6 protein-coding genes and 2 pseudogenes are annotated in these 7,090 nt (G+C 39.8%); 3 read left to right on the top strand and 5 right to left on the bottom strand.

The window, feature by feature from the left end:
* Positions 1 to 374: 374 nt before the first annotated feature.
* The 5 genes and pseudogenes from rplT to dnaK form a co-directional block, all read right to left on the bottom strand.
* Positions 375 to 728 (bottom strand): 50S ribosomal protein L20, encoded by a 354-nt coding sequence (gene rplT, locus C3Z13_RS08820; protein WP_005546410.1) that lies wholly within the window; start codon positions 726 to 728, stop codon positions 375 to 377.
* 65 nt (positions 729 to 793) lie between these two features.
* Positions 794 to 991, bottom strand: a complete 198-nt coding sequence (gene rpmI / locus C3Z13_RS08815; protein WP_005596065.1) for a 50S ribosomal protein L35 — start codon at positions 989 to 991, stop codon at positions 794 to 796.
* 143 nt (positions 992 to 1,134) lie between these two features.
* The gene (gene infC, locus C3Z13_RS08810) at positions 1,135 to 1,758 is read right to left on the bottom strand and encodes a translation initiation factor IF-3 (RefSeq protein ID WP_103855666.1); all 624 of its coding nucleotides are present in this window, start codon (positions 1,756 to 1,758) and stop codon (positions 1,135 to 1,137) included.
* A gap of 259 nt (positions 1,759 to 2,017) precedes the next feature.
* Positions 2,018 to 3,207 (bottom strand): annotated as a pseudogene (gene dnaJ, locus C3Z13_RS08805) (molecular chaperone DnaJ).
* A 68-nt stretch (positions 3,208 to 3,275) separates the two neighbouring features.
* Positions 3,276 to 5,121: pseudogene (gene dnaK / locus C3Z13_RS08800) on the bottom strand (molecular chaperone DnaK).
* Positions 5,122 to 5,734: 613 nt separating this feature from the next.
* On the opposite strand from dnaK, the gene C3Z13_RS12410 reads away from it, so the two are divergent.
* From C3Z13_RS12410 to C3Z13_RS11710, 3 genes are all read left to right on the top strand, one after another.
* Positions 5,735 to 6,025 (top strand): type I restriction-modification system subunit M N-terminal domain-containing protein, encoded by a 291-nt coding sequence (locus C3Z13_RS12410; protein ID WP_245872610.1) that lies wholly within the window; start codon positions 5,735 to 5,737, stop codon positions 6,023 to 6,025.
* On the top strand, positions 5,926 to 6,192 hold the full coding sequence (locus tag C3Z13_RS12405; protein ID WP_245872609.1) for a hypothetical protein: 267 nt from the start codon (positions 5,926 to 5,928) through the stop codon (positions 6,190 to 6,192). The genes C3Z13_RS12410 and C3Z13_RS12405 overlap by 100 nt, the downstream gene beginning before the upstream one ends.
* Before the next feature lie 74 nt (positions 6,193 to 6,266).
* Positions 6,267 to 6,410, top strand: a complete 144-nt coding sequence (locus C3Z13_RS11710) for a hypothetical protein (RefSeq protein WP_181022044.1) — start codon at positions 6,267 to 6,269, stop codon at positions 6,408 to 6,410.
* The last annotated feature ends 680 nt before the right edge of the window (positions 6,411 to 7,090 follow it).

Genomic DNA, 7,090 nt, shown 5'->3' with positions numbered 1-7,090 from the left:
TCTTTTAAAGAGCCAAAATTCCACCGCTCTTTTTTATTTTATTAACTTTTACCGAGCTCTATTTATTCCCAGTGAAAAGTTACTCTCTTTTGTAGAGAAGGGGTAGGTGAGATTTACCATTATTTCCTCGTAGGGGCGAACCTATGTGTTCGCCCGTGTTCATTTTCCCATCAGTTGTTTAGAAAATATTGTTTCGGGCAGACACATAGGTCTGCCCCTACAGAGCAAAGAGCGGTGGGAAAATTCATCATTTTTTCACCGCTCTTTAAGCGAATAAAAAACCTTGATAAATTATTCTTATGCGTATTTGGATAAAATCGGTTTATAAGAAAAAGGACGCTATAGAGCGTCCTTTCACAATCAGTCTTTAAAAATTAAAGCGCAGATTTTGCTTTTTCAACCAATGCTGCAAATGCAACTTTGTCGAATACTGCAATATCAGCAAGGATCTTACGATCGATTTCAACAGATGCTTTTTTCAAGCCGTTGATAAATTTGCTGTAAGATAAGCCATTTTGACGGGCTGCAGCGTTGATACGCGCAATCCATAATTGACGGAATTGACGTTTACGCTGACGACGGTCGCGATAAGCATATTGACCTGCTTTAATTACAGCTTGGAACGCAACGCGATAAACGCGTGAACGCGCACCATAATAACCTTTAGCTGCCTTAAGAATTTTCTTATGGCGAGCTCTTGCAATAACACCACGTTTTACACGAGCCATTATTTAATCTCCTATACAATATTATTAACTAAAATTCACTTGACGTACGCTTTACTTGTTTACGCTTATGCGTATGGCAAGCAGGCTACAACTAAAACTTGGTCTGCTTTCGCAACCATTGATTTATGACGTAGATGACGTTTACGTTTAGTGGTTTTCTTAGTCAAAATATGACGTAAGTGAGATTGTTTACGTTTGAAACCGCCAGAAGCTGTTTTTTTGAAACGCTTCGCAGCACCACGTACTGTTTTAATTTTAGGCATTGTTTAAATAACTCCGCATTGTTTAAGTTAGGTTGGATAATTAGGCGAATTTATCAATTTAATAATAAATTACTTGTAAAGCACTAATTATTTCTATTTGTTAGCCAAAGGCTATCATACACAAGGAAATCAGGTTGCGTAGTTTACCTGATTATCACTTTGTTTTTCTGCAAAGAAAAACGGATGAATTCTATAAGATCCATCCGTTTTACGCAAGAAATAAAATTATTTTTCTTCGGTGCAATCACCATTACAGCTTGGCGACCTTCTAATTTACCCGGTGCTGACTCAATCATTGCGATTTCTGAGGTATCTTGTTTAACACGCTCTAACACATTTAAACCAATATCTTGGTGAGCCATTTCGCGTCCACGGAAACGCACGGTAATTTTTACTTTATCGCCATCCTCCAAGAAACGTAAGATGCTACGCAATTTAACTTGGTAATCACCCTCATCTGTTCCCGGACGGAATTTAATTTCTTTAACTTGAACAACTTTTTGCTTTTTCTTCTGCTCTTTTGCTGCTTTGCCTTTTTCATAAAGAAACTTACCGTAATTCATAATACGGCAAACTGGTGGCTCAGCATTTGGGCTGATTTCCACGAGATCGAGATTTACTTCTTCCGCTTTATTTAAAGCCTCTTGCAGACTGACAATTCCTGCTTGCTCACCATCTTGGTTAATCAAGCGAACTTCCTTCGCCCGAATTTCTTCGTTAATGCGATTTGGGCGATTTGTTGTTGGTGCTTTTTTTACGGTTTTAATAATCTTATTCCTCTATATGATTAAAACAATTTTCTGCAACGCAGAAGAACGAAATTTCACTTGCTTTATCTAAAGCAAAAACGGGCGAATTTTATAGCATTTATAGTTATTATGCAATAGCTTATTTCAAGCACGACCGTGATAGCCATCACAAAAACGTAAAAAAGACCGCACTTATAAAATGCGATCGTTTTAATTTAAAGGCTGGTTTAGTTCAAATAATCCTGTTTTAATTCACTATTTCAGCGAATTTAACAAGCTATTTGCCTAAATTATCAAAGAATTTTTTCACACCGTCAAAGAAACTTGAAGATTTCGGGCGGTGTTTTTTCTTACCGCTTTCAAGGCTTTCTTCAAATTTTCTTAATAACTCTTTCTGTTCAGCGTTGAGTTTCACTGGGGTTTCCACAATCACTTTGCAGATGAGATCCCCAGTATAACCTGTTCTCACAGACTTAATGCCTTTACCGCGTAAACGTAAGGATTTGCCTGTTTGGGTTTCTGCTGGGATTTTCACTTTTAAGCGACCATCAAGGGTTGGCACTTCAATTTCACCACCAAGCGCTGCCATTGTGAAACTAATTGGCACTTCGCAGTAAAGATTATTGCCATCGCGCTCAAAAATATGGTGCGGTTTAACGTGAATCACCACATATAAATCCCCCGCTTGCGCTCCAAACTCCCCTGCTGCACCTTCACCAGCTAAGCGTAATTGGTTGCCGGTATCCACGCCTGCTGGAATGGTAACGGAAAGATTTTTCTTCTTGTAAACGCGTCCTTCACCGTGGCATTTTTTACACGGATTTTCAATTTTTTTACCTGTGCCGTGACAAGTTGGACACACATCTTCAGTTACAAAGAAACCACGCTGATGACGTACTCGTCCCGCACCGTGACAGGTTGGACAGGTTTCCACTTTAGAATCTTTTTCGGCCCCAGTGCCGTGGCAATGATCACATTCTGCCAAGGTATCAAACTGAATTTCTTTTTTCGTTCCACGAACCGCTTCTTCTAGGGTAATTTCGATGTCGTAGCGTAAATCTTCACCGCGCACAACACGCTGTTGGCGTGAGCGACCACCACCGAAAATATCACCACCGAAAATATCGCCACCGAAAATATCGCCGCCGAAAATATCGCCGAACATATCACCAAAAATATCGCCAAAATCAGCACCGCTGAAGCCACCAAAACCGCCGCCAGCACCGCCACCAAATCCACCTTGTTCAAAGGCTTGGTGTCCATATTGATCGTAAGTAGCACGTTTTTCTTATCACCTAGAATTTCATAGGCTTCTTGCACTTCTTTGAATTTCTCGGCAGCTTCTTTATCCCCTTGATTGCGATCGGGGTGTAATTTCATTGCAAGGCGTTTGTAGGCTTTTTTAATCGCTTTTTCATCTGCACCACGTTCAACGCCAAGCACTTCATAATAATCTCGTTTTGCCATTTTTATCCTATTTTTTATACGCTAAAAGGGCATATTGCTATGCCCTTTGGATTATTGTTGAATGTGAATTATTTATTGTCTTTCACTTCTTCAAACTCAGCATCTACCACATCATCACCGTTGTTTTGTTGTGGTTGTTCACCGCTTTGAGCTTGTTGTGCTGTGGCTTGCATTAATTTTTGTGATGCTTCCACTAATGCTTTGGTTTTCGCTTCAATTTCAGCTTTGTCTTCACCTTTCGCTGCTGTTTCAAGTTCGCTCACGGCTTTTTCAATTTGGGCTTTATCATCAGCAGATAATTGATCGCCAACTTCGCCTAATTGTTTGCGTGTGCTGTGAACAAGATGATCAGCTTGGTTACGCGCTTGAACTAATTCTTCAAATTTACGGTCAGCTTCTGCATTGGCTTCTGCATCACGCACCATTTGTTGGATTTCATCTTCGCTTAAACCAGATGACGCTTTAATGGTAATTTGTTGTTCTTTACCTGTACCTTTATCTTTCGCTGAAACGTGGATAATACCGTCCGCGTCAATATCAAAAGTTACTTCAATTTGTGGCATACCACGTGGTGCTGGGTTAATGCCTTCTAGGTTAAATTGACCTAGTGATTTGTTTGCAGACGCTTGTTTACGCTCACCTTGTAACACGTGAATGGTTACTGCACTTTGGTTATCTTCGGCGGTTGAGAACACTTGTGATTTCTTCGTTGGAATCGTTGTGTTTTTCTCAATTAAGGTAGTCATCACGCCACCCATTGTTTCGATACCTAATGAAAGCGGTGTTACGTCTAATAACAATACGTCTTTCACATCACCAGCTAATACACCACCTTGAATTGCTGCACCGATTGCAACAGCTTCATCAGGGTTCACATCTTTACGAGGCTCTTTGCCAAAGAACTCAGCCACTTTTTGTTGTACTAATGGCATACGAGTTTGACCACCTACTAAGATCACATCATCAATGTCTGATACGCTTAAACCTGCATCTTTCAATGCCACTTTCACAGGCTCTAATGAGCGTGCTACTAAATCTTCTACTAAGGCTTCTAATTTCGCACGAGTTAATTTAATGTTTAAGTGTTTTGGCCCTGTTGCATCTGCAGTGATGTAAGGTAAGTTCACATCAGTTTGTTGTGCTGAAGAAAGTTCGATTTTCGCTTTCTCTGCTGCTTCTTTCAAACGTTGCATTGCAAGTGGGTCGTTGCGTAAATCAACACCTTGCTCTTTTTTGAACTCGTCAACTAAGTAGTTAATTACACGGTTATCAAAGTCTTCACCACCTAAGTGAGTATCACCATTGGTTGCTAACACTTCAAAGGTTTTTTCGCCATCTACTTCGTCAATTTCGATGATAGATAAGTCAAATGTACCACCACCTAAGTCATATACTGCGATAGTGTGATTGCCTTTACCTTTGTCCAATCCATAAGCAAGCGCTGCTGCTGTTGGTTCGTTAATAATACGTTTAACATCTAAACCTGCAATGCGGCCAGCATCTTTGGTTGCTTGACGTTGTGCATCGTTGAAGTAAGCTGGTACAGTAATTACCGCTTCAGTTACTGGCTCACCTAAGAAATCTTCTGCTGTTTTCTTCATTTTTTTTCAACACTTCAGCAGAAATTTGCGGTGGTGCCATTTTTTCATCTTTCACTTCAACCCACGCATCGCCGTTGTCTGCTTTCACAATGCTAAATGGCATAATGTTCACATCGCGTTGTACTTCTTGATCTTCAAAACGGCGACCGATTAAACGTTTGATTGCAAATAATGTATTTTTTGGATTTGTTACTGCTTGACGTTTCGCAGGCTGACCGACTAAGGTTTCGCCATCATTTGTATAAGCAATAATTGACGGAGTTGTACGATCCCCTTCCGCATTCTCAATAACACGCGGTTTGTCGCCGTCCATTACAGCCACACAAGAGTTTGTTGTACCTAAGTCAATACCAATAATTTTCCCATAATATGTTTTCTCCTAATAAAATTCGATTAATTCGTTTACGATTGATTAAATTGGGCTAGCTTTAAAAATTTCAAGTGCAATATTGCAAATTTTTTTGCATTTTTTTTCACACAGGAATAACATTCAAAGTGCGGTGGAAAATTTCCACATTTTTCAGCCCAACTCACTGATGGAAGTAAAATGTTGGCTGAAAGAGAAATTTCAAGGGCAACCAAACAAATTTTTTGCTTTCTGCTTCATTTTTAACCTACACCAATATAGAAGCCTTAAATATCAAAGAGATAGAGAAGAAAAATAAAAGTGCCAACGCATTTTTCCGTAAAATAGACACCGAAAACACGCACGCCTGACTAAACTTTAGGCAAAAAAGATAATTTAAAATACAAGGGGTTTTGTTATAATTCGGCGGTCTTTAAGTATCGAAACCAACCAAAGAGGTAAAAAAGAGGTAATCCAATGACAGCACAGCTGTGCACAGCAAGATTCTAGTACCAGCCTCGCGCAACAGCAAGCGTTTTTAAAAGAATTAGATGCCCGTCTTTGGACTGCGGCAGATCAACTGCGTAACCAACTTTCCGCTTCCGACTATAAACACATCGTTCTTGGCTTAATTTTCTTAAAATATATTTCTGATAGTTTTACTGCCCATCGCAAAAGCTTCTCACCGAACTACAAGATCCACAAAGCCCACTTTATATTGATCCGAAAGAGTATTCCCCTGAAGAATATCAAGCCGTCCTTGATGAAGAAATGGAAGATAAAGATAACTATGCGGCAGAAAACATCTTCTGGGTGCCGCCGCAAGCTCGTTGGGAAGACGGCGAACGCTACGATCGCACGTTGCCATTGACTCAAGTGGATAGGCTAATGCCTCATCACAACCATATCCTCCCTGAGAAGATTGTGTCAACGCCGAACAAAATGCAACAACGTGTAGAACAAGACGAAACCTTGTTTTACGATATTTATTTCAAAGAGGTAAAAAATCCGCTCCGAGTAAACGACTGGGTTGGCTGACGACAATCACCAACTAGAAAGTAAAAGGCATTGCGGCATATGGACCTGGTAATTTCCCATTCTCTGAAGGAGAAGTGTCGCCAACGCTCACCAGCCCATTCGGCGATGTCGCCCCAATGAAAGTGCCAGCCGAACAGTTGGCCAAATTACAGATAGTGATTTACTTTGGCGATTTCATCTCCGACAAGACATCTGACAAACCGGACGAAGAGCAGTGATATATCCGTATGAGACTGGCGAAACAATGGATGAACATGGTCAATAAACCACGGTAGTAATGCCAAAGTCATTCGCCTACCTAAAATCGTTATCAAAGGTAACATCTACTTCTTGATATCTGGACAAAATCTCTGATTTAATGGCGGATCGGATTGCTTGAAAGAGAATGTACTAGATACATAAAGGGACAGCACTTTTGAATGTCGTTTAGATTTTCTTTCAGACGGCATTTTTATTTCAAATGTGGTTAGTTTCAATGAATTTTAGAACAGGAAATATAACTTCAACTTATAAACGCAAAACTATTTTTAACTGTGAGTCAAGAAAACAATTGACCTTGTCAATCTATGATGATACTATTCATTTCGACAGGAGGTTCCCTCCTGATGTTACTTCTAAAATTTTAACCTGAAGTTGAACTATGACAGTGGCTCTATGAGTCGGTTATTTATAACCATATTGCCAGCAGATGCTAAGTAGCTAAATTAGCTAAGCTCCAAGTATTAATCTTGATTAAAAACTGATACAGCTTAAAACAACTGGTGCGGATAACTTCGTTATCCGAAGATAATGAGTAACCTGTGTTATCCATCTCATTTCTATTCAGTTCAACATTGTTTTGACAACTGGTGCAATGTCGCACTGTTAGAAACCAAGGTTAAATATGAACAAAAATCAT

The sequence above is a fragment of the Avibacterium endocarditidis genome, from assembly GCF_002921145.1.
GTDB lineage: Bacteria > Pseudomonadota > Gammaproteobacteria > Enterobacterales > Pasteurellaceae > Avibacterium > Avibacterium endocarditidis.
The sequence above is the reverse complement of the archived record's forward strand: the minus strand, read 5'-3'. Positions and strand labels throughout refer to the sequence as shown.